Source organism: Streptomyces sp. NBC_00271, assembly GCF_036178845.1.
Classification (GTDB): domain Bacteria; phylum Actinomycetota; class Actinomycetes; order Streptomycetales; family Streptomycetaceae; genus Streptomyces.
Genome location: NZ_CP108070.1, coordinates 8,472,764 through 8,497,397 on the forward strand (window position 1 = coordinate 8,472,764; position 24,634 = coordinate 8,497,397).

The following is a 24,634-nucleotide window of genomic DNA, read 5'->3' on the forward strand; positions in this document are numbered from 1 at the left end:
GTGTGGCTGGGCGCGCAGTTCCCCGCGCCGGCGAAGGCGCGCTGTCCCCGAGGTCCGCAAAGAGGTCCCGTATAGAAATGTGGAGCATCGTATAGACTTCCACTCGCCCCTTTGTTCGTCCCCGTTCTCGCATCCCTGGAGCGCCCCCATGGCGACAGTCCCGACCGCCCTCGCCGGACGCCACTTCCTCAAGGAGCTGGACTTCACCGAGGAGGAGTTTCGCGGTCTGATCGAGCTGGCCGCCGAGCTCAAGGCGGCCAAGAAGGCCGGGGCAGAGACGCAGTACCTGCGGGGCAGGAACATCGCGCTGATCTTCGAGAAGACCTCGACCCGTACGCGCTGCGCGTTCGAGGTCGCCGCCGCGGACCAGGGCGCGTCGACGACGTATCTGGACCCGTCCGGTTCGCAGATAGGCCACAAGGAGTCCGTGAAGGACACCGCGCGTGTGCTCGGCCGGATGTTCGACGCGATCGAGTACCGGGGTGACAGCCAGGCCTCCGTCGAGGAGCTGGCCGCGTACGCCGGAGTGCCCGTCTACAACGGTCTGACCGACGACTGGCACCCCACCCAGATGCTCGCCGACGTGCTCACCATGACCGAGCACTGCGACAAGCCGCTCGGCGAGATCGCCTTCGCCTACCTGGGTGACGCCCGTTTCAACATGGGCAACTCCTACCTGATCACCGGCGCGCTCCTCGGCATGGACGTCCGGATCGTCGCTCCGGAGGCCTACTGGCCCGCCGCGGAGATCGTCGCCGAGGCCCGCAAGCTCGCCGAGAGCAACGGCGGGCGCGTCACCCTCACCGAGCACCTCGGCGAGGGCGTCCACGGTGCCGACTTCGTCGCCACCGACGTATGGGTCTCGATGGGCGAGCCCAAGGAGGTGTGGGACGAGCGCATCGCCGCGCTGTCCCCGTACGCCGTGACCATGGACGTGCTGCGCGCCACCGGCAACCCGGACGTGAAGTTCCTGCACTGCCTGCCGGCCTTCCACGACCTGGGCACCAAGGTCGGTCGCGAGATCCACGAGACCCACGGCCTCGACTCGCTGGAGGTCACCGACGAGGTGTTCGAGTCGGCGCACTCGGTCGTCTTCGACGAGGCCGAGAACCGGCTGCACACCATCAAGGCGATCATGGTCGCCACCCTGGGCCGAGCGGGAATCCCCGAGGTCCTGGCCTGACGGAGGTCCCCGCGGGCCTTATCCTGACCGGCGGTCCGGAGCCACCCCTTCCGCGACCGCCGTGCGACCGACACCGTCGCACCCCGCACCACCGGAAATGAGCACCACCCGCATGTCCGCTCCACGCATCAAGTCCCCCCAGCTGCTGATGGCCGAATCAGGCGCCGACCGCGAAGGCCATGGCCTCAAGCGGACCATGGGTCTCTTCCAGCTCATCTGCTTCGGCGTCGGCGCGATCGTCGGCACCGGAATCTTCGTCGGACTCTCCGACTCGGTCGCCCAGGCCGGACCCGCCGTGGTCGTGTCGTTCATCCTCGCGGCGATCACCTGCGTCTTCACCGCGTTCTCCTTCGCCGAGCTCGGCGGCGCGATCCCGGTCTCCGGATCCTCGTACTCCTTCGCCTACGCGGGACTGGGCGAGGGCACGGCCTTCCTCGTCGGCTGGTGTCTGCTCCTGGAGTACGGCGTCTCCGTGTCGGCCGTGGCGGTCGGCTGGAGCCAGTACGTCAACGAGCTGCTGCACAGCCTCACGGGCGTGCAGCTGCCCGCCGCGCTCTCGGCCGGCCCGTCCGACGGCGGGATCGTCAACCTTCCCGCGGTCATCGTGATCGCGCTGGCCTCGGTCCTGCTGATCCGCGGGGTGCGCGAGAGCGCCCGGGCGACCGCGGCCATGGCCGTGCTGAAGCTCGTCGTGCTCGTCGCCTTCTGCGCGATCGGGTTCAGCGCCTTCCAGCACGGCAACCTCACGCCGTTCTCCCCGGCCGGCCTGGGCGGTATCGGCGCGGGCACCACGGCGGCCTTCTTCTCGTACATCGGCTTCGACGCGATCACCACGGCCGGCGAGGAGGCCAAGGACCCCCGCCGCAACATCCCGATCGCCATCCTGGTCTGCATCGGTCTGGTCACCCTGCTGTACTGCGCGGTGGCCCTCGCGGCGATCGGCGCCGTCGGCGGCGACGCGGTCGCCGGGCGGCCCGCCGCGCTGTCGTACGTCGTCAACGTGGTCACCGGCTCCACGGTCGGCGCCGGGGTCGTCGCGTTCGGAGCGGTCGTCGCCATCGCCTCGGTCGTGCTCGCGGTGATGTACGGACAGACCCGCATCCTCATGTCCATGTCCCGCGACGGGCTCGTGCCGCGGGTCTTCGAGAAGATCTCGCCGAAGACCTCGACCCCGGTCGCGGGGACCCTGATCGTCGCCATCGTCTTCGCCGTCCCGGCGGCCTTCGCCCCGCTCGACGCCGTCGTCAACCTGACGACGATCGGCACGCTCGCCACCATGGCCGCCGTCAACGTCGCGGTGATCGCGCTGCGGCGCCGCCAACCGGGTCTCGCCAGGACGTTCCGGGTGCCGCTCTACCCCGTGGTGCCGCTGCTCGGCATCGGCTTCTGTCTGTACCTGATGTACGAGACGGGCTGGACGACCTGGATCCAGTTCGTGTGCTTCCTGGCGGCCGGCTTCCTCGTGTACGTGTTCTACGGGCGCCGCAACTCCCGGCTGGCCGCGGCCGCGGCCGTTCCCGGAGCCGTTTCCGGCGCCGAGGTCACACCGGACGCCGCTGAGCGGGCACCACAGGCAGTCTGAACCAGACCGCCTTGCCGGAACCGGTGGGGCGGTGGCCGCAGGAGGAGCTGAGGGTGCGGATCAGGAGGAGGCCGCGCCCGTGCTCCTGCCAGGGGTCGGGCTCGCCGGGCGGTTCCGGGACCGTGAGGTTGCCGGGCGGCTCCGGGTCCGGGTCGTGCACCTCGACCTGACAGCCGGTCGGCATGAGCTCCACGACCAGCTCTATGGGACCGTCCCCCGCGGTGTGCTCCACGGCGTTGGCGACCAGTTCCGCGGTGAGCAGTTCCGCGGTGTCGCTGTCGGCCGCGTGCTTCAGCTCGGCCAGCGCGGTGCGGACCAGGGCGCGGGCGACCGGCACGGCCGCGGCGGTGTGCGGCAGCGCGATGCGCCAGGAGGCGGGGGCGGGGGTGTCGTGCAAGGCGGGTCCGTTCATGGAGCAGGCTGTCCTGCTTTCAACGTGAGGAATGGTACGGCGCGGCCGGGCGCAGACGTCGGGCGGGCGCGTTCCAGGACATTCGGTGGGCGCCCTCCCAGGACGTTCGGCTCGGCATGAGGCCCCGTACCCAGCTCAACACCTGGTCTCCCGCGAGGTGCTCCCGCCGTTACGGGGCTATCGAGAACCCGTGACTAGATGACGGGAAACGGTCACTTCACGACCGGTCTATTGCGTGGTCGTGACGACAGTCACAGAATGGTGATAACTTCGTGGAGTAACGACGCCCGCTGTCCGGCGCCCCGCGCGGACCGCCGCCCCCGTCCGAGGAGGCCGCCCGTCATGAGTCCCTTCACCGGCTCCGCCGCCCGCACCTCCGACTGGCAGCACCTGAGGTGCGCGGTCGCCGACGGGGTCGCCACGGTCACCCTGGCCCGCCCCGAGAAACTCAACGCCCTCACCTTCGGCGCCTACGCCGACCTGCGCGATCTGCTCGCCGAGCTCTCCCGTGAGCGGTCGGTGCGGGCGCTGGTGCTGGCGGGGGAGGGGCGCGGCTTCTGCTCCGGCGGCGACGTCGACGAGATCATCGGCGCGACCCTGTCCATGGACACCGCCCAGCTCCTCGACTTCAACCGGATGACCGGGCAGGTCGTGCGGGCCGTACGGGAGTGCCCGTTCCCGGTGATCGCGGCGGTGCACGGGGTCGCGGCGGGCGCCGGAGCCGTCCTCGCCCTGGCCGCCGACTTCCGGGTGGCCGACCCGAGCGCCCGGTTCGCCTTCCTCTTCACCCGCGTCGGACTGTCCGGCGGCGACATGGGCGCCGCCTATCTGCTGCCCCGGGTCGTCGGGCTCGGTCACGCGACCCGGCTGCTGATGCTCGGCGAACCGGTGCGCGCGCCCGAGGCCGAGCGGATCGGCCTGATCAGCGAGCTGGCCGACGAGGGCAGCGCGGACGAGGCCGCCCAGCGGCTGGCCCGCCGCCTGGCCGAGGGCCCGGCTCTCGCGTACGCCCAGACCAAGGCCCTGCTCACCGCCGAACTGGACATGCCCCTCGCCGCCTCCGTCGAGCTCGACGCCTCGACCCAGGCCCTCCTGATGACCGGCGAGGACTACGCCGAGTTCCATGCGGCGTTCACGGAGAAGCGCGCGCCGAAGTGGCGGGGGCGATAGCCGTGGCGACGCGGACGGGCGCGTCTGTGCGTGTCGCCGTCATCGGCGGCGGTCCCGGCGGACTGTACGCCGCCGCGCTCCTCAAGCGCCTCGACCCGGGCCGCGAGGTCACCGTCTGGGAGCGCAACGCCCCCGACGACACCTTCGGCTTCGGTGTCGTGCTCTCCGACGAGACGCTCGGTGGGATCGAGCACGCCGACCCGGTCGTGTACGCGGCGCTCCAGGACGAGTTCGTGCGCTGGGACGACATCGACATCGTGCACCGGGGCGTACGCAACACCTCCGGAGGCCACGGCTTCGCGGCGCTCGGCCGGCGCCGACTCCTGGAGATCCTGCACGAGCGCTGCCGCTCGCTCGGCGTCGAGCTGCGCTTCCGGGCCGAGGCCCCGCCGGTCGCCGAACTGATGACGGCGTACGACCTGGTCGTCGCCGCCGACGGGGTGCACAGCCCGACCCGGGCGGCGTACGCGGAGGTCTTCGGACCGTCGGTCGAGGAGCACCGGTGCCGTTACATCTGGCTCGCCGCCGACTTCGCCTTCGACTCCTTCCGCTTCGAGATCGCCGAGACCGAGCACGGCGTGATGCAGCTGCACGGCTACCCGTACGCGGCCGACGCCTCCACCGTCATCGTCGAGATGCGCGAAGAGGTGTGGCGGGCGGCCGGTTTCGCGGACCTCGACGAACAGGGGTCCGTCGAGCTCTGCGGCAAGATCTTCACGGACGCGCTCGGCGGACGGCAGCTGCGGTCCAACAAGTCGACGTGGACCACCTTCCGTACGGTGGTCAACGACCGCTGGTCCCACGGCAATCTGGTCCTCCTCGGCGACGCCGCGCACACCGCCCACTTCTCCATCGGCTCCGGCACCAAGCTCGCCGTCGAGGACGCGCTCGCGCTGGCCGCCTGCCTGGAGGAGCGGCCCACCCTCGACGAGGCACTCGCCGCGTACGAGGAGGAGCGGCGCCCCGTCGTCGCGTCCACCCAGCGGGCGGCGCGGGCCAGCCTGGAGTGGTTCGAGAACCTGGGGCTGTATCTCCACCAGCCCGCCCGGCAGTTCGCCTTCAACCTCCTCACGCGCAGCCGCCGCGTCACACACGACAACCTGCGGCTGCGGGACGCGCACTTCACGGCGGCGGTCGAGCGCGAGTTCGGCTGCCCGCCCGGCACACCGCCGATGTTCACCCCGTTCCGGCTGCGCGGTATGACCCTGCGCAACCGGGTCGTGGTCTCACCGATGGACATGTACTCGGCCGTGGACGGCGTCCCCGGCGACTTCCACCTCGTCCACCTGGGCGCACGGGCGCTCGGCGGCGCGGGCCTGGTGATGACCGAGATGGTGTGCGTGAGCGCCGAGGGCCGCATCACACCCGGCTGCGCGGGCCTCTACTCACACCGGCAGGCCGACTCCTGGCGGCGGATCATCCGTTTCGTGCACGCCCAGTCACCCGGCACCGCGATCGGCGTCCAGCTCGGACACTCCGGCCGCAAGGGCTCCACGAAGCTGATGTGGGAGGGCATGGACGAGCCGCTGGAGGAGGGCAACTGGCCGCTCGTGGCCCCCTCCCCGATCCCGTACGGACCGCGCAGCCAGACCCCCCGGCAGCTGTGCCGCGCCCAACTCACCGACATCCGCGAGCAGTTCGCGGCCGCCGCCTGGCGTGCCGCCCGCTGCGGCTTCGATCTCCTCGAACTGCACTGCGCCCACGGCTACCTGCTGTCCGGCTTCCTCTCACCGCTCACCAACCGGCGCACCGACGTCTACGGCGGCTCGCTGGAACGCAGACTGCGCTTCCCGCTGGAGGTCTTCGACGCCGTACGGGCCGTGTGGCCGGAGGAGCGGCCCATGACCGTCCGCATCTCCGCCACCGACTGGGCCGAGGGCGGCAACACCGGGGACGAGGGCGTGGCGATCGCTCGGGCCTTCGCGGCGCACGGCGCCGACGCGGTCGATGTGTCGACCGGGCAGGTGGTCGCCGACGAACAGCCGGAGTACGGCCGCTCGTATCAGACCCCGTTCGCCGACCGGATCCGCCACGAGACCGGCCTCCCCGTGATCGCCGTCGGCGCGATCTCCTCCTGGGACGACGTCAACTCCCTGATCCTGGCCGGGCGTACGGACCTGTGCGCACTCGCCCGGCCGCATCTCTACGACCCGCACTGGACGCTGCACGCGGCGGCCGAGCAGGGGTACGAGGGTCCGGGCGTCGCCTGGCCCAAGCCGTACCGCGCGGGCAGCCGCCGCCCGCAGACCGGACGCATCGACGCCCCCAAGCCCCGTCTCTCACTGGGGACTTGAGGGCGCGGGACAGCGGTCCTGACGGGAGAGGCCGGCCATGCCCGCCGTCAGTGTCGAGCCGTCCGCCGGGTCGACGAGGAGGAAAGCGCCGGTGCGGCGTACGTCCGCGTAGTCGTCGAGCGCGAGCGGCTCGGCGGTGCGCAGGGTGATGCGCCCGAGGTCGTTCGTCACTGCGGCGCGTACGCGAGTCCGGCGTCCCTGCCGAGCACGTCGATGCCGGCGATCTCGCGGCACGGTCTCCAGGAACTCCAGGAGCGCCGGACCCTCGTACCAGTCCGTGTGTTCGAACTCGCCAGCGACCTCACGGAAGATGTGGACGGCCTCCGACTCCAGGGCGTCCAAGTGCGACAGCGTGAAGTCCTGTTCGACCGCCGTGGAGGTCATACGAGCCCCCGCGCCGCGAGCACCGCGTGCACCGAGTCCGCGGACTCCTGCGGGGTCTGCAGATGCGTCTCCAGCGTGAGCGCCGGGTCCAACGGCGGCTCGTAGGGGTCGTCGACGCCGGTGAGCCCGGTCAGCCGGCCCGCGGCCTGCCGGGCGTACAGCCCCTTCACGTCGCGCTCGCTGCACACCTCGACGGGGGTGGCGACATGCACCTCGATGTACGGCGTCCCGCTCGCCTCGTGCCGCTCCCGGACGGCGTCGCGGCTGTCGGCGTACGGCGCGATGACGGGCACCACGGCGAGGACGCCGTTGCGCGCGAGCACCTCGGCGACCAGGCCGATGCGCTGCACGTTGGTGTTGCGGTCCTCGCGCGAGAAGCCGAGACCCGCGGAGAGGAACCGGCGGACCTCGTCGCCGTCGAGGACCTCCACCCGGTGCCCCTCCGCCTTCAGACGGGTCCCGAGTATCCGGGCGATGGTCGTCTTGCCCGCGCTCGGCAGACCCGTGAGCCAGACGGTGGCTCCCTGAGCCCTTGCCGTGGTGGTCATACGTGCGGTCCTCTTCCTGTCCTGGCGTGCGGCTCACGACGCTAGGTAAGAAGCATGAGAAGAGGGACGGAAGGGGCTGAGGGTTCCCTTAGCGCCTCATGATGTAACCGAGGTCACACGTCAGTGGGTTCGGTGAATCTCGCCCCCGCGTCCCGCAGCCGCTCGTGCAGCGCCCGGAACACGGCGGCCGAGCGGGCGCCCGGCCAGTCCTCGGGCAGCAACGCGGCGGGCAGCCCCGGGTCGGCGTACGGGAGGTGGCGCCAGGTGTCCAGGGCGAGCAGATAGTCGCGGTACGCCTCCTCGGGCGGGGTGTCCGCGCGCCGCCGCCAGTCGCGCAGCACGGTCGCGTGCTGGTCGAGGAAGGCCTCGTGCTGCTTGGCGATCGCCGCCAGGTCCCACCAGCGCGCGACCGCTTCCGCCGTCGCCGCGAAGCCCAGGTGCTCCCCGCGGAACAGCTCCACGTAAGGGTCGAGCCGCAGCCGCGCCAGGGTGTGCCGGGTCTCCTCGTAGAGCCGCGCGGGGGCGAGCCAGACGCCGGGGGCCGCCGTCCCGAAGCCGAGACCGGCGAGGCGCGAGCGCAGTACGTGCCGCTTCTGCCGCTCGGACTCCGGCACGGAGAAGACGGCGAGCACCCAGCCCTCTTCCTCGGGAGGCGCCGTCGCGTACACCCGCCGGTCGCCGTCCTCCAGCAGTTGGCGGGCGTCCGGCGACAGCGCGTACCCCGCGCCGCCCGCCGCCGTACGGGCCGGTTCGAGCAGTCCGCGGCGCTTGAGCCGGGACACCGACGAGCGTACGGAGGGCGCGTCGACGCCGACCGCGGCGAGGAGCCGGATCAACTCGGCCACCGGCACGGGGCCGGGCATGAAACGGCCGTACGCGCCGTAGAACGTGACGATGAGGGACCGGGGGGCGTGCTGCTCTGACACGTTGATCACTCTAGTGCGCGAAGATCACTTGGGACCGCTGCCGGTGGACAACTCACCCTCCGGCGCGGGCGGCGACGGGGTCTGCCCGCTCGCCGGCGGGGCGTCCGCGCGCAGCCGGAAGCGTTGCAGCTTTCCGGTCGCCGTGCGCGGCAGCGAGTCCAGGAAGACGAACTCGCGAGGGCACTTGTACGGCGCCAGCTCGGACTTGAGGAAGGCGCGCAGCGCCTCGGTGTCCTTGCGTGCCCCCTCTCTGAGGACCATGTACGCCACCACCACCTGCCCGCGTGCCTCGTCGGGCCGCCCCACGACCGCCGTCTCGACCACGTCCGGGTGGCGCAGCAGGGCGTCCTCGACCTCGGGCCCGGCGATGTTGTACCCCGCCGAGACGATCATGTCGTCGGCGCGGGCGACATAGCGGAAGTAGCCGTCGGGGTCGCGCACATAGGTGTCGCCGGTGATGTTCCAGCCGCCGCGCACGTACTCCCGCTGCCGTGGGTCGGCGAGATAGCGGCAGCCGACCGGGCCACGCACCGCGAGCAGTCCGGGCTCGCCGTCCGGCACCGGCGTCCCCTCGGCGTCGACCACCCGCGCCTGCCAGCCCGGTACGGGGACGCCCGTCGTCCCGGGGCGGATGTGCTCGTCGGCCGCGGAGATGAAGATGTGCAGCAGCTCGGTGGCGCCGATGCCGTTGATGATGCGCAGTCCGGTGCGGTGGTGCCAGGCCCGCCAGGTCGCGGCGGGCAGGTTCTCGCCCGCGGACACACAGCGCCGCAGCGAGGTCGTGTCGTACTCGTCCAGGTCCGCCAGCATCGCCCGGTAGGCGGTGGGTGCGGTGAACAGCACCGAGACGCGGTGCTCGGTGATCGCGGGCAACAGTTGCTTGGGGCCCGCCTGTTCGAGCAGCAGGGAGCAGGCGCCGGCGCGCATCGGGAAGACGACGAGGCCGCCGAGCCCGAACGTGAAGCCCAGCGGGGGACTGCCGGTGAAGACGTCGTCCTCGTGCGGCCGCAGCACGTGCTTCGAGAAGGTGTCCGCTATGGCCAGCACATCGCGGTGGAAGTGCACACAGCCCTTGGGGCGGCCGGTGGTGCCGGAGGTGAACGCGATCAGCGCGACGTCGTCTGCGGCCGTGTCGACCGCCGTGAACGGCTCGTCCGGGGCGCCCGTGATGCGCAGCAGCAGGTCGTCGGGCGCGTCCCCGCCGTACGTCGTGATCCGCAGCCCCGGGATCTCCGCCTTCGCCAGGTCGTCGACCGACCGTACGTCGCACAGCGCGTGGGTGACGTGGGCGATGGCGCACATGGTGGTCAGCTCGTGCGGGCGCTGCTGGGCGAGCACCGTGACGGCGACCCCGCCCGCCTTCAGGACCGCCAACCAGCACGCGGCGAGCCAGGGTGTGGTGGGCCCGCGCAGCAGCACCCGGTTGCCGGGCACGACGCCCAGTTCGGTGGTCAGGACGTGGGCGATCCGGTCCACCCGGGTGAGGAGGTGCCCGTACGTCCACAGGTCGCCGGACGGCGTGCGGAAGGCGGGGCGCTGCGGTGGCTTGCCGCCGAGGAGTTCGGCGGCGCAGTTCAGCCGTTCGGGGTAGTGCAGCTCGGGCAGGTCGAAGGGGAGTTCGGGCCACTGCTCGGGGGGCGGGAGGTGGTCGCGGGCGAAGGTGTCGACGTGGGCCGAGGTCGTCGGCTCCAGGGTGTCGCCGTCCATGGAGGTTCGCCCCCTTGTCGTGGTGGGCTCGCAGCGCTCAGCTCGTGACTCTCGGTGCTCAGCTCTCGGTGCTCTGGGCTCGCGTCTCGCACAAGGAGCGTATCGTGTTGGTGACGACAGTCAACGTCCCGCGATAGCCTGGGGTCCCGCAGTCCGACGGCGGAGAGGGAACCGGCAATGCCCGCATTCTCGCTCGATCCGGCACAGACCGCCTGGTGTGCCGAGCTGCGCGCGCTGGCCGAGGAGCGGTTGCGCCCGCTGGCGGAGAAGGGCGAGCCGGGTCACGTCAACCGTGCCCTTGTCGCCGAGTTGGGCCGGCTCGGGCTGCTCGCCCGCCTGTTCACCTCGGGCGCGCTCGATCTGTGCCTGATGCGGGAGTCCTTGGCGCACGGTTGCACCGAGGCCGAGACGGCACTCGCCCTGCAGGGCCTCGGTGCGCATCCGGTGCACGCGTACGGCACCCGGGCGCAACGCGAGCGCTGGCTGCCCCGGGTCGCGGACGGCAGTGCGGTGGCCGCGTTCGCGCTGAGCGAGCCGGGCGCGGGCTCGGACGCGGCGGCGCTGGCGCTCCGCGCGGACCGAGACGCCTCCCGGGCGCCCACTTCCGCACCGGCGCCCGGCGAAGCGGCGCCCGCGGCCAGCGGGGCCTCATCCGCGGCCTCTGGAGCGGCGCCCGGAGTCGCGCCTGCGGCCCCCGGAGGCTTGCCCGCCGACCTTGGTTCCTCGCCTGCGGCCTCTGGGGTCGCTCCCGGGGCCGCCGGAGCCGTGCCCGCGGACCCCGTGCCGTCCGTCGCCGAGGGGCAGGGGACGCCCGTTGCCGAGCGTGACGGCTGGGGGAGCTGGCGGCTCAGTGGGGAGAAGTGCTGGATCTCCAACGCGCCCGAGGCCGACTTCTACACCGTCTTCGCGCGGACCACCCAGGGCGCCGGAGCCCGGGGCGTCACCGCCTTCCTGGTGCCCGCCGACCGTCCGGGCCTCACCGGCACCCCGCTCGACATGCTCTCCCCGCACCCCATCGGCGCCCTCGCCTTCGACGCCGTACCGGTGACCGCGGACGACGTGCTCGGCGAGCCCGACCGCGGTTTCCGGGTCGCGATGCACACCCTCAACCTCTTCCGCCCGAGCGTGGGCGCCTTCGCGGTCGGCATGGCGGAGGCGGCCCTCGCGGCGACGCTCACGCACACGGCCGGGCGTGAGGCGTTCGGCGGCAGGCTGAAGGACCTGCAGACGGTGGCTCACCAGGTCGCCGAGATGGCGCTGCGTACGGAGGCGGCCCGCCTGATGGTCTACGCGGCGGCAGCGGCGTACGACGAAGGGGCCCCGGACGTGCCCCGGCGCGCGGCGATGGCGAAGCTGCTGGCGACCGAGACGGCCCAGTACGTGGTCGACGCGGCCGTCCAACTGCACGGCGCCCGTGCCCTGCGCCGCGGCCATCTCCTCGAACACCTCTACCGGGAGGTCCGCGCGCCCCGTATCTACGAAGGCGCCAGCGAGGTCCAGCGGGCGGTCATCGCCAAGGAGCTGTACGCGTCGGTGGAGGCCCCGTGAGCGTCGAGAGCCTGGAGGTTTTGTGAGCACCGAGCGCGTCAACCCGCCCGAGCTCTCCCCGCCCACCGGCTTCTCGCACGCCGTCGTCGCCACCGGCACCCGCGTGGTCTTCCTGGCGGGCCAGACCGCGCTGGACACGGACGGGAAGGTGGTCGGCGCGACCCTCCCGGAGCAGTTCGAGAAGGCGCTGACCAATCTGCTGACGGCGTTGCGGGCCGCGGGCGGCACCCCGGCCGACCTCGCGCGGGTCACGGTCTACGCCACCGATGTCGCGGACTACCGTGCGCGGGCCCCCGAACTCGGCCGCGTCTGGCGGCGGTTGGCGGGACGGGACTATCCCGCGATGGCCGTCGTCGGCGCCGCCCGCCTCTGGGACGAACAGGCCCTGGTCGAACTCGACGGCTTCGCGGTGCTGCCGTAGCACCCCGCCCCCGGAACTTCCGGAACTCCCTGAACTCCCGGAGGGACTAGGCGGCGACTGCCAGCCGCTCGGCGAACACCCGGTGCGGAGCGACCACGCTGCCGTCGGGAAGCAGTTCACCGCTGTCGTCGAAGACGATCGCGCCGTTGCACAGCAGGCTCCAGCCCTGCTCGGGGTGGGCCGACACGATGTGCGGAGCGTTGGAGTCCGCGGACGGGCACAGAGTTTGGTGGGAACACATGACGCACCTCCACGTCGGATGCGATGAGTGTCGACGGCGCTGTCGCCGCCTCGCATACGTAAGACCATGCTCCCGCGGCGAACTCATCGGAACCGCCGGTCGAGAAGCGTGACAACACGCGGACAACTCTCGAACGTTCCCATGACGCACGGACTCGACCCCCGACGGACCGGACCCGCCATGTGGCGGACTCGCCACCAAAGGGGTGAGGGTCACCGCCTCGGGCCCGTGCGCCCGGTACCTGTGGAGCCCCCCACGTTCCAGGAGGTACCTCATGCCCTTGCGCCAGGTCTTCGGCGCGGCCACCGGCGCCGTGCTCCTGCTGCTGTTCGCCCCGTCCGCCGTCGCCGTGTCCGTCGGCGCCCTGTCGACCCCGTCCGAGACGGTCACCGTCGACCCGACCGGTCACCTCGCCGCCGACGGAACCGTCACCCTCTCCGGCACCTACCGCTGTCTGAGCGGTACGGGGCCGGTGCTCGTCTCCTCGTCGGTGTCGCAGGGCGACTCCCGGATCCGCTACGGCATCGGCGGCAGCGCGGCGGTCTGCGACGGGGCGGAGCACCGCTGGACCAACTCGGAGAAGCGCACACCCGGCACCCTCGCCCCGGGCGCCGCCCATGTCGAGGCCACCCTGATGGAACTGAGCCCGGCCCTGGGCGGTCTGCCGCTGCCGCTGTTCCACGCGCTGCAGCAGCAGGACATCACCCTCATGGAGGGCTGAGCCGGCGCACGGGCGGGACGGGACGGCACACGGCGGGCTCGCCGGAGGACGACGCGAAGTCGTCCCCAGCGAGCCCCACTACCTTTCAGGCGCCCTAGATGTCCCGGAACGTATCGATCTGTGCTCCGATCGAGTTGAGCCGCTCGGCCAGGTCCTCGTAGCCGCGGTTGATGACGTACACATTGCGCAGCACGGACGTGCCGTCGGCCGCCATCATCGCCAGCAGCACGACCACGGCCGGGCGCAGCGCGGGCGGGCACATCATCTCGGCGGCGCGCCAGCGGGTCGGGCCCTCGACCAGCACGCGGTGCGGGTCGAGGAGCTGCAGCCGGCCGCCGAGCCGGTTGAGGTCGGTCAGGTAGATGGCCCGGTTGTCGTAGACCCAGTCGTGGATGAGGGTCTTGCCCTGGGCGGAGGCCGCGATGGCCGCGAAGAACGGCACGTTGTCGATGTTCAGGCCCGGGAACGGCATCGGGTGGATCTTGTCGATCGGCGCCTCGAGCTTGGAGGGCCGTACGGTCAGGTCCACCAGCCGCGTACGGCCGTTGTCGGCGAAGTACTCCGGCGTGCGGTCGTGGTCGAGGCCCATCTCCTCCAGTACCGCGAGCTCGATCTCCAGGAACTCGATCGGCACCCGGCGCACCGTCAGCTCCGACTCGGTGACCACCGCGGCGGCGAGCAGGCTCATCGCCTCGACCGGGTCCTCGGACGGCGAGTAGTCCACGTCCACGTCGATGTTCGGCACGCCGTGGACGGTGAGCGTGGTCGTGCCGACGCCCTCCACCCGTACGCCGAGCGCCTCCAGGAAGAAGCACAGGTCTTGGACCATGTAGTTGGAGGAGGCGTTGCGGATGACGGTCACGCCGTCGTGGCGGGCGGCGGCGAGCAGCGCGTTCTCGGTGACGGTGTCCCCGCGCTCGGTCAGCACGATGGGCCGGCCGGGGGAGACGGCCCGGTCGACCTGGGCGTGGTAGAGCCCCTCGGTGGCGGCGATGTCGAGCCCGAACCGCCGCAGCGCGATCATGTGCGGCTCGATGGTCCTGGTGCCGAGGTCACAACCGCCCGCGTACGGCAGCTTGAAGGTGTCCATACGGTGCAGCAGCGGGCCGAGGAACATGATGATCGACCGCGTCCGGCGGGCGGCCTCGGCGTCGATCGCCTCCATGTCCAGCTCGCTCGGGGGGACGATCTCGAGGTCGACCCCGTCGTTGATCCAGCGGGTGCGGACGCCGATCGAGCCGAGCACCTCCAGAAGGCGGTAGACCTCCTCGATCCTGGCCACCCGGCGCAGCACCGTGCGCCCCTTGTTCAGGAGCGTCGCGCACAGCAGCGCGACACACGCGTTCTTACTGGTCTTGACATCGATCGAGCCGGACAGACGACGTCCGCCGACCACGCGCAGATGCATCGGACCCGCGTAGCCCAGAGAGACGATTTCGCTGTCCAGGGCTTCACCGATTCGAGCGATCATCTCAAGGCTGATGTTTTGGTTGCCGCGCTCGATGCGATTGACGGCGCTCTGACTTGTGCCGAGTGCCTCGGCGAGCTGCGACTGTGTCCAGCCCCGGTGTTGCCGGGCGTCACGGATGAGCTTGCCGATGCGTACGAGGTAGTCGTCTGCCATGGCGCGACCGTATATCTGATGTGAGATAAAGAGAAACGGAGCGCATCCGTCCGGGTAGTGGGCTACAGCACACCGCACCCGCAGGGGAGTTCGGGTGCGGCGCCGTGGCGGCACGGCGACTTCGGTCAGCGCTCCCGCCGACGCGTCGTGCGCCGCCAGCCGAAGGGACCCGGTAGATCCATCGACGTGGTGCGGCGCCCGTTGCTGCTGCGGGTGTGGTGCGGTCCGTGCCGGCCGCCCGTGGTGATCGACCACGAGCGCCGGTTGATGTTCAGCCGCACCCCGGGAAGGATGCGGAAGCTCTTGCGGAACGTGAGAGGCATGGTTGGTCCCCCTTGGGGCAGTTCACGGCATTCCTGTCGTTTCGCGGCGCCGACTGTGGCGCGTCCCGTTCCGAGTACCCCGAAGCGGGCGATGGTTGCCTGTGAACTCCGGGCGCGTTCAGCCTCGTTCGGCCGCCCCGTGCTCCACGAGTGTCTGGGTGCCGATGACCCCGAGGAGGGCGACCTGTTCGGCGTCCCGCGTTCCCGGCTCGGCCGTGTAGACCATGATGCGCAGGTCGCTGCCCGCGACGTTGAGTACGTCGCAGTCGAGTGTCAGGGGACCCAGCTGCGGATGGTCGATGGTCTTCCGCGAGGTCTCGTGGTGGCCCACGGCCTCGGACTCCCACAGCTCGGCGAACCGGTCGCTGCGCGCGCGCAACTCCTCGACCAGGCGCCGCAGCCGCTGGTCCGCCGGATACCGGCGCGCGGTCGCGCGCAGGTCGGCGACGACGGTGATCTCGAACTCGCGTCGGGCCTCGGGGGTGTGGCGGACGTGGGTGCCCGGGCCCACGAGGTTGCGCCACACCGCGTTGCGCTCGTTGCCGCGCCATCCGGACGGGTCACCCATCAGGGCCGCGTACAGCGGGTTGGCCAGCAGCAGGTTCCACGCCGCGTTGAAGACCGCGACGGGCGTTCCGGTCAGCCGGTCCAGCATCCGGTGCACGCCGGGAGTGATGTGGGCGGGCACGGTGCCGCGTCCCGGCGGGGCCAGTCCGGCGAGATGGAAGAGGTGTTCGCGCTCGGTGCCGGACAGGCGCAGCGCCCGGCCGAGCGCCTCGACGATCTGCTCCGAGGGGTTGCTCGCCCGCCCCTGTTCGAGACGGGTCACATAGTCGACCGAGATCCCGGCCAGTAGAGCCAGCTCCTCGCGGCGCAGTCCGGCCGCCCGCCGGTGCCCACCGACGGGGAGCCCGGCCGCCTCGGGGGAGACCCGGTCCCGCCAGCGCCGGACCGTCCGTCCGAACTCCGTACTCGCCATCCCCCCACTGTGCACCGGTCCGCGCGTCCGTGCCTGGTACTGGCAGTGCCAGGAACAGGCGGGGCGGACCCGTGACCGCCCACCCCGCCCCGAGTGCTGTGTTCCCCGCTCCGGGCGCCGTCGATAGGGTGTCGCCGTGCCCGCGTATCCGCCGATGCCGTCACGCCTAGAGACCGCCCGGCTGACGCTGCGGCCGTGGTCCGACTCCGATGCCGAGAGTCACAGCGCGCTCTTCGCGGAACGGGGCGACGGGCCGCTCCCGGTCGAACGGAGCCGCGAGATCATCGCGACCCAGCTCGCCGCGGCGGCGTCGACCGGCATCGCTCTGCTGCCCGTCGACCGCCGCGACACGGGCACCTTCATCGGCTACTGCGGGCTCCTCGTCGGCCGGGCCTCCCTCGACGAACCCGAGATCGCGTACGAGTTGTTCCGCGGCGCGCACGGGCACGGCTATGCGACCGAGGCGGCCTCCGCGGTGCTCGCCGCCGCGAGCACGACCGGGCGCGGGCGGGTCTGGGCGACCGTGCGCACCTGGAACGCTCCGTCGTTCCGTGTCCTCGAAAAGCTCGGGTTCGAGCGCGACCACGTCTCGGCCGACGACCGCGGCGAGCTGGTGTGGCTCACGCGCGCGCTGCCCCGGGCACGCCGGAGTCACTGACGGCAGGTCGACAGCATGCCGGGCATGACCCGGGGGCGCCCATGTACTAGAGTTATCTCGACATCGAGATATCTGCCGAGGTGCACCGCAGCCGCACGTTGTCATCAGGTCTGGCAGTAAGGCTTACCTAAGTTAGCCTTACCTTAGCGGATCGGCCAAGACGTCGTGGCGGCAGGATGCGGTGGGAACGCGCACATCAATGAAGGAGACTGTCGTGTCGGCGAACAGCTTCGACGCCCGCAGCACGCTGCAGGTGGGCGACGAGTCGTACGAGATCTTCCGGCTGGACAAGGTGGAAGGCTCGGCTCGCCTTCCGTACAGCCTGAAGGTGCTGCTGGAGAACCTGCTCCGCACCGAGGACGGCGCGAACATCACCGCCGACCACATCCGGTCCATCGGAAACTGGGACTCCCAGGCGCAGCCCAGCCAGGAGATCCAGTTCACGCCCGCCCGCGTGATCATGCAGGACTTCACCGGCGTGCCCTGTGTCGTCGACCTCGCCACCATGCGTGAGGCCGTCAAGGAGCTCGGCGGCGACCCGGCGAAGATCAACCCGCTGGCCCCGGCCGAGCTGGTCATCGACCACTCCGTCATCGCCGACAAGTTCGGCACCAACGACGCGTTCGCGCAGAACGTCGAGCTGGAGTACGGCCGCAACAAGGAGCGCTACCAGTTCCTGCGCTGGGGTCAGACCGCCTTCGACGAGTTCAAGGTCGTCCCGCCGGGCACCGGCATCGTCCACCAGGTGAACATCGAGCACCTGGCGCGCACGGTCATGGTCCGTAACGGCCAGGCGTACCCCGACACGCTCGTCGGCACCGACTCGCACACCACGATGGTCAATGGCCTCGGTGTGCTCGGCTGGGGCGTCGGCGGCATCGAGGCCGAGGCCGCGATGCTCGGCCAGCCGGTCTCCATGCTCATCCCGCGCGTCGTCGGCTTCAAGCTGACCGGTGAGCTCACCCCCGGCACCACCGCCACCGACCTGGTGCTCACGATCACCGAGATGCTGCGCAAGCACGGCGTCGTCGGCAAGTTCGTCGAGTTCTACGGCGAGGGCGTCGCCGCCACCTCGCTGGCCAACCGCGCCACCATCGGCAACATGTCGCCGGAGTTCGGCTCGACGGCCGCGATCTTCCCGATCGACGCAGAAACGATCAAGTACCTCAAGCTGACCGGCCGCAGCGAGCAGCAGCTCGCGCTCGTCGAGGCGTATGCCAAGGAGCAGGGCCTCTGGCTCGACCCGGCCGCCGAGCCCGACTTCTCCGAGAAGCTGGAGCTGGACCTCTCGACGGTCGTCCCGTCGATCGCCGGCCCGAAGCGCCCGCAGGACCGCATCGTCCTCGCGAACGCCGCGCAGCAGTTCGCCCAGGACGTCCGCAACTACGTGGACGAGGACGACGAGGCGGGCAAGGAGTCCTTCCCGGCCTCCGACTCCCCGGCCACCACCAACGGCGTACCGACCCGTCCGACCACGGTCACCGCCCCCGACGGCTCGACCTACGAGATCGACCACGGCGCGGTGACGGTCGCGGCCATCACCTCCTGCACCAACACCTCGAACCCGTACGTCATGGTCGCCGCCGCGCTCGTCGCGAAGAAGGCCGTGGAGAAGGGCCTGACCCGCAAGCCGTGGGTCAAGACCACCCTCGCCCCGGGCTCCAAGGTCGTCACCGACTACTTCGACAAGGCGGGGCTCACCCCCTACCTCGACAAGGTCGGCTTCAACCTCGTCGGCTACGGCTGCACCACCTGCATCGGCAACTCCGGCCCGCTGCCGGAGGAGGTCTCCAAGGCCGTCAACGACCACGACCTCGCGGTCACCTCGGTCCTCTCCGGCAACCGGAACTTCGAGGGCCGCATCAACCCCGACGTCAAGATGAACTACCTGGCCTCCCCGCCGCTGGTCGTCGCGTACGCGCTCGCGGGCTCCATGAAGGTGGACATCACCAAGGACGCGCTGGGCATCGACCAGGACGGCAAGCCCGTCTACCTGGCCGACATCTGGCCCTCCGAGGCCGAGGTCAACGACGTCGTGGCGAACGCCATCGGCGAGGACATGTTCAACAAGTCCTACCAGGACGTCTTCGCGGGCGACGCCCAGTGGCAGGCGCTGCCGATCCCGACCGGCAACACCTTCGAGTGGGACCCGCAGTCCACCTACGTCCGCAAGCCCCCGTACTTCGAGGGCATGGCGCACGAGCCGTCCCCGGTCACCGACATCGCCGGTGCCCGTGTACTGGCCAAGCTGGGCGACTCGGTCACCACCGACCACATCTCCCCGGCCGGCGCCATCAAGGCCGACACCCCGGCCGGCAAGTACCTCACCGAGCACGGTGTGGAGCGTCGTGACTTCAACTCCTACGGCTCGCGCCGAGGCAACCACGAGGTCATGATCCGCGGCACGTTCGCCAACATCCGCCTGCGCAACCAGATCGCGCCGGGCACGGAGGGCGGCTACACCCGCGACTTCACCGTCGAGGGCGCGCCCGTCGCGTTCATCTACGACGCCTCGCGCAACTACATCGCGCAGGGCACCCCGCTGGTCATCCTGGCCGGCAAGGAGTACGGCTCCGGCTCGTCCCGCGACTGGGCCGCCAAGGGCACCGCGCTCCTCGGCGTCAAGGCCGTCATCGCCGAGTCGTACGAGCGCATCCACCGCTCGAACCTCATCGGCATGGGCGTCCTGCCGCTCCAGTTCCCGGAGGGCGCCACCGCCGAGACCCTCGGCCTCACCGGCGAGGAGACCTTCTCCTTCACCGGCGTCGAGGAGCTCAACAACGGCACCACCCCGCGCACGGTGAAGGTCACCACCGACACCGGCGTCGAGTTCGACGCGGTCGTCCGCATCGACACCCCCGGCGAGGCGGACTACTACCGCAACGGCGGCATCATGCAGTACGTGCTGCGCAGCCTGATCCGCAAGTAGGCGATCCGGTACGGCGGCCGGGCCGCACTCCTCCTTGGAGGTGTGCGGCCCTTCGCATGCGACGGCACGTCCGCGTGCCTACACCCAGCCGCGCTGAGCCGCCCGCATCCCCAGCTGGAAACGGCTCGCCGCGCCCAGCCGCTCCTGCAGATCGCTCACCCGGCGGCGCAGTGTCCGCAGGCTCACCCCCAGGTGACGGGCGACCGCCTCGTCCTTCATCCCGGCGGCCAGTAGCCGGGTCAATGTCCGCTCCCCCTCGGTGAGTTCACCGTCGGAGACCGGTTGGCCGAGCGGCGTCGCCTGCTGCCAGGCCAGCTCGAAGAGCCGCTGCAAGGCGTCGGTCACCGCCGAGTGCCGGATGAGTACCGCGCAGTAGCCGCCCGCGTCCGCGGCGGTGAGCGGCAGCATCGCGGTGTGTCCGTCGACCACCAGCAGCTTCACCGGCACGGTGGGCAACACCCGTGCCTGTTCGCCGAGTTCGACCATCCGTAACGCGTGCCACAGGACGTCCGGATCCTCCAGCGCGGTGGCCGCGTAGACCGCGCGGTAGGACACGCCGCGGCTCAGCAGATCGGCCTGCAGGTCCAACTGCGGGGTGCGCGGGGCGAGATAGGGCGGGGAGTCGAAGACACACACCTCGTGTTCGGCGCGGGCGTACAGTTCCTCCAGCCGCGCGGCGTTGGCGCCCTCGCCGTCCACCACCTCGACCAGCCGGGCGGGCCGCTCGCGCAGCAGCCCCGCGTCGTACGCCGTGGACATCTCCTGCGCGGTGGCGGCCAGCAGCTCGGACTCGGTCTCGCGGCGCCGGATCAAGGCACGGATCGCCACCCGTGGGTCGACGGCCCGCAGTCCGCCGACCGAGTCCGGCGGCTGCAGCAGACCCAGAGCCAGCAGCCGTTCGCAGGCGTCCCGGACCTGGGACCGGGAGCCGCCGGTCAGCAGAGCCCAGCCCGCCGTACCCGCGTCGGGCTGGTGCAGGACCGCCCGGTAGAGGCGTTCGTCGAAGGCGGAAACCCCCACCGCGGCCCAGGGGCTCGCGACAGGGGTCCGTCCGAGTGCCGGTTCATAAGCCGTGTTCGCCATGGCCCGGCACGGTAGAGGATCTTTGTTAAGCCTGTTGCACCGCTGTGAGCAGTGATCCTGTTTCAGGCCTACTTCAGGCCATACGCCCGCAGCACGGTCTGGTCGACCTGGTTTCCGGCGGTGTCGGAGGCCAGCACCCGCAGCGACACGAACCGGGCGCCCTTCTTCGGGTGCTTCAGCTCCGCCTTGCCGTGCTTGACCTTCACTTCCTTCCACGAGGTGCCGTCGTCGTACGAGACCCAGGCCTTCAGGGAGCTGGCGGTGACGCCGCCCGACTGGTTCCGGACGGAGAGGCCGAGCTTCGACGTGTGTCCGGCCTCAGCGCTGTTGAGAAGGTCGAGCCCGGCCACGTCGTAGTCGACCGAGAGCAGCCCGAGCGCCGTCTGCTGGTCCGTGTGCGCCGAGGCGAAGGTCCATTCGGTGTGGGTGGCGGTGGAGTACGTCGCCCAGTCGGCCGTGCGCTGCGTGTCGACCACGAGGCGGTACGAGGACTTCGCCGCCGGCGCGGTGAACGTGCCGTAGCCGCCGAGTGCGGTGTCGCCGATCAGTTGCCCGTCCGCGTACAGCTTGCCCTTCGCGGTGTCCAGAACGTTGTCCGCGTATCCGTAGTGGCCCGGTGTGGCATCGCTCAACTCCGGGATACGGAAGGTGAGTTTGTCACCGGTGCGTTGGGAGAGGCCGGACTGCTGAGCGGTTGCCGGGCGGACGACCTGGCCCAGCCAGTCCTCGGTGGGCTGCTTGCCCGCCTTGTCGAAGGTCCGCACGGGACCCCACTGAGGCTGGTTCGCCTTCCAGTTGGGATAGACGGCGTGCCAGATCCGGTTGTCGGAGACGTTGTAGTACTCGGTGCGCTCCGTGCCGAGCCGCACGTTGGTGGTGGTCGCGATGTCGGCACTCTGCCAGGGGCGGTACCGGTACACGGCGTCCTTGCCGACATCCCCGGCCCCGGTCCCGCGGTAACGAACCGTCTGCTTCACCGTGTTGGAGCTGTCCAGGTTGTACGTCTGGTTCGCCGAGACGGCTCCCACCTGCGGGAACATCACGTTGTACACATACGGACTGACCGGAGTGCCGGCCAGCTTCAGCTTGACCTTCTTCCCGCTCTTCAGCAGGGCGCCGAGCTTCGCGCCGTCCTCGCCGGTGGCGAGCATCAGCGGGACAGTCATGCTCTGCACGGAGCCGAGCCAGTATCCGGGCGTCTCGCGGTAGGCGAGGACGTAACCGGCCCCGGCCGCGGTCGCGTTGGCCAGCGCCTCGTCCGCCGTCGCACCGGCGCCCACCCGGACGACCGCCACCTTGCCCTTGACGTCGAGTCCCTTGAAGTCGGCAGCGGTTCCGGCGCCCGCGTCCACCGCCCGCACCGTGTGATCACCGCTGACCTTCACGGGGAGGCCGCTGTACGTCTGCGCGTAGTCGAGGGGCAGCGCGTACTTCTCCGGGCCGGTGACGCTCGCCGTCAGCTCCTTGGCGTACAGCCGGAACTTCGAGGAGAACTCGAACATGCCCTGGGTGACCTTCTCGGTGGGCGCCACATAGATGTGGTCGGTCCACCAGCCCTGGCTGTAGGTCACCCCGAAGGCAGTGCCCGGGCCTTCCCGGTGCCAGTTGGTGCTGAAGCCCTGGAACTCGGAGTCCTCCTTGGTCTTCGGCTTGATCTCGACCGCCTTGCGGGCGTCGAGGACGACCTCGGTGTCACGGTCGACCTTGATCTCCGGATCGCCGACGACCGAGGTGTTGACCTCCAGTCCGGCCGCGTCCCGCTGCGAGATCCAGGACGCCGTGGAGTACGTACCGGCCGGCACCTTGAAGATGTAGCCGCTGCCGATGAACCCGTAGGTGTCGGGATACGCGCCGTTCAGCTCCTGCAGCATGAAGATCGACGAAGACTTGGTCGGCTTGCCGTCACGGCCCAGCAGCGACACCTTCAGGTCGTAGGTCTTCGGCAGCTTCTCGAAGCCGATGGCCGTGGTGACGAGGACGCCGTCGGCGCTCGCGGTGATGTGGCCCGTGTACCGGCCCGTCGCCTCCTTCGCCGGGTCGACCGTGACCGCGACGGTGGCGGTGCCCTTCGCCGGGACGGTCACCGTGTCCGCGTTCGGTGTGGCGTCGCGAAGTGACGAGGACACCTTCAACTCCACCGCTTTGTCGGTGGTGTTGGTGTACGTGATGTCCTTGTCGGCGGCCTCGGTGTCGGTTTCCTCGTACTTGCCGAAGCTCAGCGTCGGCGTCGCGAAGACGCCCTGGTTGACGGCCCGTACGGCGTCGACCCGGCCGTCGCCCTGCTCGAAGACGTCGGCGTCCGGCATGGTCTTCGCCGTGGTCGCCAGCGCCTGCTTGATCTGTTGGCCCGTCCAGTCGGGGTGGGCCTGGGCGACCAGCGCCGCGGCGCCCGCGACATGCGGGGTGGCCATCGACGTACCGCTCGCGGTCGTGTAGTAGTCGTCGACCGGCGTACCACCAGGCATGCTGGTGCCCGCGGCGCGGGCCGCGGTGATGGCCACGCCGGGCGCGGTGATCTCCGGCTTGACCGCGTAATCACCGGCACGCGGACCGCGGCTGGAGAACGAGGCCAGCTTGTCGGACTTGTCCACGGCGCCCACTGTCAGCGCGGAGTCGGCGATGCCCGGGGTGCCGACGGTCTGCTCGGACGGGCCGGAGTTGCCCGCCGCGATCACGAAGAGGATGCCGGTGGACTCGGACAGCTTGTCGACGGTCTCGCTCAGGATGTCGGAGGGGCCGGTGGCGTCACCGCCCAGCGACATCGACACGATCTTCGCGCCGGATGTGGCCGCCCACTCCATGCCCGCGATGATCCAGGAGTCCTGGCCGTGGCCGGTGTTGTCGAGCACCTTGCCGACGCGCAGTTGCGCGCCCGGTGCCACGCCCTTGCGCTTGCCGTCCGAGGCCGCGCCCGAGCCGACGATCGTGGACGCCACATGGGTGCCGTGACCGTGACCGTCCTGCACCGTCTCGCCCGGTACGAAGCTCTGCGTCTCGGCGATCTTGCCCGCCAGATCCGGGTGCCCGGTGTCCACGCCGGTGTCCAGGACCGCGACGTCGACGCCCTTGCCGTCGTAGCCCGACTTCCACACCTCGGGTGCGCCGATCTGCGGCACGCTGACGTCGAGGGACGCCTGTACCTTGCCGTCGAGCCAGATCTTGTCGATGCCCTCGCCGAGTTGCCTGGCGGCCTTGGTGCTCGGTTGGGTGCCGAGAGCGGGGGCGATGTCGGCCCAGAAGGAGGTCGACTTCTTCGCGCTCAGCGCGGCCCCGTCGATCGCGGGCAGCTTGAGCGTCCGGCGTGCGCCGTCGGGGATCGCGCTGCCGCTCTTGTACGTCGCGATCACCGGGGTGGTGCCGGTCTTCGCGTCCGCGTATCCCTGCTTCACCAGCTGGGTGACGTTGAACAGGGCCGGGTCGAGACGGCCCGCCTTCACCAGCGGGATCGCGTCCGCCGGCAGGACACTGATCTCGCCGTCGCGCTCGCTCGACAGGAATGTGGCGGCCTCTCGGCCCTTGCCGCGCTGGACGTCGACGGCGTACTTCCCGTCCGGTCCGGCGGTGAGCGACACGGTGTCGCCGGTGATGAGGGTGACGGTCCGGGTGCTGCCCTGCGCCGTGCCCGGTGGGGCGTCGGGCGAGGGGGTCGGGGCCGCTGCCGAGGGGGCGATCGCACCCGCGAGCAGAGCGGCGGCGCCTGCCATGGCCCAGAGGGCGTGGAGTCTTCGCATCTGTGGGCTTTTCCTTCCCTTGAAAGACCTGGTGAGGTCTGGACCACTGTGCGGGCCGGGGGAGAAGAGGCTCAAGGGATTCCTGTGGCCGGGCAGTGCCAATGCCCTCTTCGGTCACGGGAGTTGGCGAACAGGGCGCCGCTCGGACGGCTGCGGCACCGGCAGCCGCG

Annotated in this window: 20 protein-coding genes; 9 read left to right on the forward strand and 11 right to left on the reverse strand. The window is 70.8% G+C overall.

Going from position 1 to position 24,634, the window contains the following annotated elements:
- The first annotated feature begins 148 nt into the window (after positions 1-148).
- Both argF and OG798_RS38350 read left to right on the forward strand, forming a co-directional pair.
- Positions 149-1,183 carry an ornithine carbamoyltransferase gene (argF, locus tag OG798_RS38345; RefSeq protein WP_095852141.1) on the forward strand — a complete coding sequence of 345 codons (1,035 nt, stop codon included), beginning with the start codon at positions 149-151 and terminating at the stop codon, positions 1,181-1,183.
- Positions 1,184-1,295: 112 nt separating this feature from the next.
- The gene (locus OG798_RS38350; protein WP_328758445.1) at positions 1,296-2,765 is read left to right on the forward strand and encodes an amino acid permease; all 1,470 of its coding nucleotides are present in this window, start codon (positions 1,296-1,298) and stop codon (positions 2,763-2,765) included.
- Here OG798_RS38350 and OG798_RS38355 read toward each other — a convergent pair.
- A complete protein-coding gene (locus OG798_RS38355; protein WP_097224550.1) occupies positions 2,725-3,177 on the reverse strand; it encodes an ATP-binding protein in 453 nt (150 codons plus the stop codon). The genes OG798_RS38350 and OG798_RS38355 overlap by 41 nt on opposite strands.
- A 342-nt stretch (positions 3,178-3,519) precedes the next feature.
- Here OG798_RS38355 and OG798_RS38360 point away from each other — a divergent pair, with 342 nt between their 5' ends.
- Together OG798_RS38360 and OG798_RS38365 are read left to right on the forward strand one after the other, a co-directional pair.
- The gene (locus OG798_RS38360; protein ID WP_067375395.1) at positions 3,520-4,347 is read left to right on the forward strand and encodes an enoyl-CoA hydratase family protein; all 828 of its coding nucleotides are present in this window, start codon (positions 3,520-3,522) and stop codon (positions 4,345-4,347) included.
- Positions 4,332-6,641, forward strand: a complete 2,310-nt coding sequence (locus OG798_RS38365; RefSeq protein WP_443053952.1) for a bifunctional salicylyl-CoA 5-hydroxylase/oxidoreductase — start codon at positions 4,332-4,334, stop codon at positions 6,639-6,641. The genes OG798_RS38360 and OG798_RS38365 overlap by 16 nt, the downstream gene beginning before the upstream one ends.
- On the opposite strand, the gene OG798_RS56635 is transcribed toward OG798_RS38365, so the two are convergent.
- The 4 genes from OG798_RS56635 to OG798_RS38385 form a co-directional block, all read right to left on the reverse strand.
- A complete protein-coding gene (locus OG798_RS56635; RefSeq protein ID WP_443053953.1) occupies positions 6,627-7,025 on the reverse strand; it encodes an elongation factor 1-alpha C-terminal domain-related protein in 399 nt (132 codons plus the stop codon). The genes OG798_RS38365 and OG798_RS56635 overlap by 15 nt on opposite strands.
- Positions 7,022-7,573: an adenylyl-sulfate kinase gene (gene cysC, locus OG798_RS38375; RefSeq protein ID WP_328758446.1), complete on the reverse strand. Its 552-nt coding sequence runs from the start codon at positions 7,571-7,573 to the stop codon at positions 7,022-7,024. The genes OG798_RS56635 and cysC overlap by 4 nt, the downstream gene beginning before the upstream one ends.
- A gap of 113 nt (positions 7,574-7,686) precedes the next feature.
- Positions 7,687-8,508, reverse strand: coding sequence for a PaaX family transcriptional regulator (locus OG798_RS38380; protein ID WP_121414777.1), 822 nt, complete (start codon positions 8,506-8,508; stop codon positions 7,687-7,689).
- Positions 8,509-8,523: 15 nt separating this feature from the next.
- Complete coding sequence (locus tag OG798_RS38385) at positions 8,524-10,206, reverse strand: AMP-binding protein (RefSeq protein ID WP_328758448.1); 1,683 nt, start codon at positions 10,204-10,206, stop codon at positions 8,524-8,526.
- Positions 10,207-10,383: 177 nt separating this feature from the next.
- Here OG798_RS38385 and OG798_RS38390 point away from each other — a divergent pair, with 177 nt between their 5' ends.
- Complete coding sequence (locus OG798_RS38390) at positions 10,384-11,754, forward strand: acyl-CoA dehydrogenase family protein (RefSeq protein WP_121414775.1); 1,371 nt, start codon at positions 10,384-10,386, stop codon at positions 11,752-11,754.
- Between the two features lie 22 nt (positions 11,755-11,776).
- Complete coding sequence (locus tag OG798_RS38395; RefSeq protein ID WP_054234033.1) at positions 11,777-12,175, forward strand: RidA family protein; 399 nt, start codon at positions 11,777-11,779, stop codon at positions 12,173-12,175.
- Positions 12,176-12,221: 46 nt separating this feature from the next.
- Here OG798_RS38395 and OG798_RS38400 read toward each other — a convergent pair whose 3' ends face one another.
- Entirely contained in the window at positions 12,222-12,416 is a 195-nt protein-coding gene (locus tag OG798_RS38400) for a DUF5999 family protein (RefSeq protein ID WP_095852133.1), read from the reverse strand.
- A 274-nt stretch (positions 12,417-12,690) separates the two neighbouring features.
- Between OG798_RS38400 and OG798_RS38405 the strand changes: the two genes are divergently transcribed.
- On the forward strand, positions 12,691-13,137 hold the full coding sequence (locus OG798_RS38405; RefSeq protein ID WP_121414774.1) for a DUF6299 family protein: 447 nt from the start codon (positions 12,691-12,693) through the stop codon (positions 13,135-13,137).
- A gap of 94 nt (positions 13,138-13,231) precedes the next feature.
- Here OG798_RS38405 and OG798_RS38410 read toward each other — a convergent pair whose 3' ends face one another.
- The 3 genes from OG798_RS38410 to OG798_RS38420 all read right to left on the reverse strand — a co-directional run bounded on the left by OG798_RS38410 (position 13,232) and on the right by OG798_RS38420 (position 16,063).
- Positions 13,232-14,761 (reverse strand): helix-turn-helix domain-containing protein, encoded by a 1,530-nt coding sequence (locus OG798_RS38410; protein ID WP_120985539.1) that lies wholly within the window; start codon positions 14,759-14,761, stop codon positions 13,232-13,234.
- A gap of 125 nt (positions 14,762-14,886) precedes the next feature.
- Entirely contained in the window at positions 14,887-15,084 is a 198-nt protein-coding gene (locus OG798_RS38415; RefSeq protein ID WP_067375410.1) for a DUF4236 domain-containing protein, read from the reverse strand.
- A gap of 118 nt (positions 15,085-15,202) precedes the next feature.
- Positions 15,203-16,063, reverse strand: a complete 861-nt coding sequence (locus OG798_RS38420; RefSeq protein ID WP_328758449.1) for a helix-turn-helix transcriptional regulator — start codon at positions 16,061-16,063, stop codon at positions 15,203-15,205.
- Positions 16,064-16,217: 154 nt separating this feature from the next.
- Between OG798_RS38420 and OG798_RS38425 the strand changes: the two genes are divergently transcribed.
- Both OG798_RS38425 and acnA read left to right on the forward strand, forming a co-directional pair.
- A complete protein-coding gene (locus tag OG798_RS38425; RefSeq protein WP_120987405.1) occupies positions 16,218-16,721 on the forward strand; it encodes a GNAT family N-acetyltransferase in 504 nt (167 codons plus the stop codon).
- Positions 16,722-16,935: 214 nt separating this feature from the next.
- Positions 16,936-19,650 carry an aconitate hydratase AcnA gene (gene acnA, locus OG798_RS38430; protein ID WP_121418281.1) on the forward strand — a complete coding sequence of 905 codons (2,715 nt, stop codon included), beginning with the start codon at positions 16,936-16,938 and terminating at the stop codon, positions 19,648-19,650.
- A gap of 78 nt (positions 19,651-19,728) precedes the next feature.
- Here acnA and OG798_RS38435 read toward each other — a convergent pair whose 3' ends face one another.
- A complete protein-coding gene (locus tag OG798_RS38435) occupies positions 19,729-20,733 on the reverse strand; it encodes a LuxR C-terminal-related transcriptional regulator (RefSeq protein WP_328758450.1) in 1,005 nt (334 codons plus the stop codon).
- Between the two features lie 68 nt (positions 20,734-20,801).
- The gene (locus tag OG798_RS38440) at positions 20,802-24,464 is read right to left on the reverse strand and encodes a S8 family peptidase (RefSeq protein WP_267063028.1); all 3,663 of its coding nucleotides are present in this window, start codon (positions 24,462-24,464) and stop codon (positions 20,802-20,804) included.
- Between the last annotated feature and the right edge of the window lie 170 nt (positions 24,465-24,634).